Source organism: Specibacter sp. AOP5-B1-6 (assembly GCF_052376555.1).
Taxonomy (GTDB): Bacteria; Actinomycetota; Actinomycetes; order Actinomycetales; family Micrococcaceae; genus Specibacter.
Genome location: NZ_JBQSVT010000082.1, coordinates 1 through 3,401 on the forward strand (window position 1 = coordinate 1; position 3,401 = coordinate 3,401).

General features: G+C 60.7%; 4 protein-coding genes. All 4 read left to right on the forward strand.

Translation table 11 applies throughout. From position 1 onward, the window contains the following. On the forward strand, positions 1-373 hold a 373-nt coding region (locus tag ACT3TS_RS19410), incomplete at its 5' end, for a hypothetical protein (protein WP_444533171.1). Positions 374-942: 569 nt separating this feature from the next. Then, on the forward strand, positions 943-1,446 hold the full coding sequence (locus ACT3TS_RS19415; RefSeq protein ID WP_444533174.1) for a helix-turn-helix domain-containing protein: 504 nt from the start codon (positions 943-945) through the stop codon (positions 1,444-1,446). A gap of 96 nt (positions 1,447-1,542) precedes the next feature. Beyond that, a complete protein-coding gene (locus ACT3TS_RS19420) occupies positions 1,543-3,090 on the forward strand; it encodes a DDE-type integrase/transposase/recombinase (protein ID WP_444533172.1) in 1,548 nt (515 codons plus the stop codon). Continuing rightward, on the forward strand, positions 3,087-3,401 hold a 315-nt coding region (locus ACT3TS_RS19425; protein ID WP_444533173.1), incomplete at its 3' end, for an AAA family ATPase. The genes ACT3TS_RS19420 and ACT3TS_RS19425, both read left to right, overlap by 4 nt.

Genomic DNA, 3,401 nt, shown 5'->3' on the forward strand with positions numbered 1-3,401 from the left:
GGTAATCAGCGCGCTCGACCGCGACGCAACGCCGTCCGACGCCATCCCCACTGGGGTTCCACCCTTCTCATCCGAAGAGTCCACGACCAGGCTTTTGGCTACACATGACGGGATCCGGTATTTCGTAGGACAAACCGCGGACGCAACCGCAACCTGTCTGACCGTTTATCCAGATCAGCAACCGTCTGAATGGACTACGGGCTGTTGGAATGGCGCAGATTCGGGCGCCGAACTGGTCCGAATAGTCGTGGAAGGTCTTGTTGCAGCTGTGCTTGTTCCCGACAACTACGACACCTCCGGCCTTGTCCACGAGGGGTTCGAGCGTGTTCAACCGAATATCTATGCCATGAGGTCCAACAGCATCTTGGGCTAGCAATCTCCGGTGAGCTGACGCTGAAATCACGCTGTTCTGCCCACTGTTTCCGAGCAGCAGGCCAGGAGAGTGAACCCCGCCTGACAGTTTCTAGCCTCTAGTACCCAAAAGCCCCTGGAGGTTACGGCCTACTCGCCACCCGGAGAGAAGGTCATTGCTTCCCTGGACAACCAGACTGCCTCCAATAGTGCGGGGGCTTTTGACACTCGGTGTTGCGCGTCGCATTGGATGACCGCGGGTAGTCGGGTTGTCTGACGATGTGGCGTGGTGAGTCGGGTTTCCTTGTTGACCTCTTGACGTTCTTCGTTGGCGGCGTCAGGCTGACGATGAGCCCTTGATCTGGGATTTTGTTCCTGATCTTAAAAGACGAACGACCCGGTGCCAGTTTCGAAGCCGCACCAGGTCGTTCTAACGCGAAAAGAGTCGCGCTGTTGCTTACGGTAAGCCACGATCCTGCCGCTGTCGAATCCCAGCTCTTTGACCGTGAGCTTATGTGCCCGGCGTGCCGTGGGCGGCTGCGGCCTTGGGGTTTTGGGGTGGAGCGTGTGATCCGTTGCGGGGTCCCGGTGATGAATCGACGGTTTATCCCGCGCAGGGGGCGGTGTTGTAGCTGTGGTGCCACCCATATCTTGTTGCCGGCTGAGTTTGCTTGCCGCCGTGCCGATCATGCCGAAGTGATCGCCGACGCCGTGGAACTCAGTGCTGCCGCGGGCCTGGGCCATCGGAAGATCGCTGCCAGGCTTGATCGGCCCCAGAGCACGGTGCGGGATTGGCTGCGGGACTTCAGGGCGAATGCTCCGGCGATCGTGGCAGCATTCGCTGCTCGAGTGCACCGGGGAACAGCGGAGGCGTTGGGGTACTGGCCGTCCCCGTCACCGACCGCTGCTGCTCATGCGTTAGGCATGCTGATCGCTCATGCCCGGGTGTTGACCGACGCCCACCACCATGGAGTTAGTGCCGCCCCGGTCGTCATGATGACGTGGCATGTTGCTGCCTTGCTTGCTCATGGGCCATGGTTCTTCAGCCGGGTCGGATGGCCCGATGCGTGCAACACCAGCCCACCCTGCCGCTAGTGCGGTAAATGGGCGAAGGTGGGGTTCACCTGCCATTTCTGCTTCCCGCAGTTGGCATGGTCCCTTGTTTTCACCCCACTGGAAGGACCCTTTTCGATGACGCATGCTCCAGCCCACCTGCCCCACGAACTTGACCCTGCCCCGCCACGGGCCCCCGCACTGGAGCAGCAGTTCCCTGCCGTGGTCTCGCCGCTACCGGCCAGCGCGGCTCCGCGGGCCAGCACACCGCTGATGCGTAAGGAACACCGGGACAATATTGCGTTGTTCCGATATCAAGTGATCCGAGGCGTGGCAGATCCGTCGTTGAGTACCCGCCAGCGCGGGCCGTTGGTACGGGCGTTGGCGGCAGTGGATCACCCCTGGCCGTTCGGTGGAACCCGCCGCTATTCCAGGGAGACCCTTGACCGCTGGATCAAAGCCTGGCACCGACACGGCTTCGACGGGCTCAAACCCGAAGAACGCTCCACCACTATCGGTACTGATCCGACCGTGCTGACCCTGGCTGAATCGCTCAAGCGTGAGAAGCCGAACCGCACCTCAGCCCAGATCAAACGGATCATCACCGAAACCCTCGGACAGGCACCCTCAGAGACAACACTGCTGCGCCACTTTAGAGCGAAGAACATTTCCACCGGTGCCCGCCCGGTAGCCACCGGCCGCTTCGAGACCAATCACAGTAACGAGATCTGGGTCGGTGACGCTTTACACGGGCCCCGGATTGGGGCCCGGAAAACGTATCTGTTCGCGTTCCTGGATGATCATTCCCGCATGGTCACCGCCGCCCGCTGGGCCTACGCCGAGGACGCCATCCGCCTCTCAGCAGTGCTGCGCCCGGCCCTGGAAACCCACGGAATCCCCGAAGTGGCATATCTGGATAATGGGGCAGCGATGAGTGATAAATCGTTGGCGAGGACGTGTGCGAAACTCGGGATCCGGTTGGTGCACTCGGCCCCGTACCGACCCCAGGGCAGAGGCAAGATCGAACGGTTCTTTAACACGGTCACGAGCCAATTCCTGGGCGAGATCACCGTGACCGACACGCCCATGCTGCCCGGCACCGAACCGGAAGCAGGCTCCCAGATCAGTTCGTTGGATGAGTTGAATACCTTGTTTACTGCGTGGGTGAACATGGTTTACCACCACAGCGTGCACTCCAGTACCGGGCAAACCCCGTTGGCACGGTGGGAAGCGTCTTGGGAACACCGCTCCCCGGTGAGTAAACCCTTGGAAGTCATCCGGCAGGCGTTTCTGTGGTCAGATGTTCGCACCGTGGGCAAGACCGGGACGGTGTCCCTGCATTCGAATATTTACGAAGTCGACCCGTTGCTGGCCGGCACGAAGGTTGAGCTGGTTTATGACCCTTTCGACCTTGACGGGCTCATCACGGTCAACAACCGCCAAGGTGTCCCGGCAGGAATCGCGAAGCCGATAGATATTGGTCGACACGTGCATACCAAAGTCACCAACGCGGTCAAGGACAACGACACTGCGACCAACATCAGCACAGGCATCAACTACCTGGACTTGGTCGCTACCCGCCACCGCCAGTCATTGACCGGGGCGCCGATCAGCTTCGCTGACCTCCACGACCAAACCACCACCGGCAACCAGGTACAGCCCACCATCAAGGAGGAATCCCGTTGAGCCAGATCGATACCCTGCAATCCTATTTTGGTTTTACCCGCATGCCTTTTGGCCGTGACATCCCGCCGGCTGCCTTGAATCAACATACCGGACACCGTGAAGCCGTCGCCCGCATATCCTGGTGCATCGAGCAGCGTCGCATGGGTGTGATCGCCGGGGAAGTCGGTGCCGGGAAAACCGTTGCTGCCCGCGCTGCGCTGGCCCATCTGGAACCTTCCCGGCATCAGATCATTTACATTCCTGACCCGACCATCGGGATCCGCGGGATCCGCTCGACCATTGTTACCGCGCTCGGGGCGACTCCCTCGTTC

What these genes read in the sequence shown, in the direction of transcription:
- ACT3TS_RS19415 (WP_444533174.1), top strand. Translation starts at nt 943, where the DNA reads ATGAATCGACGGTTTATCCCGCGCAGGGGGCGGTGTTGTAGCTGTGGT.
- ACT3TS_RS19420 (WP_444533172.1), top strand. Translation starts at nt 1,543, where the DNA reads ATGACGCATGCTCCAGCCCACCTGCCCCACGAACTTGACCCTGCCCCG.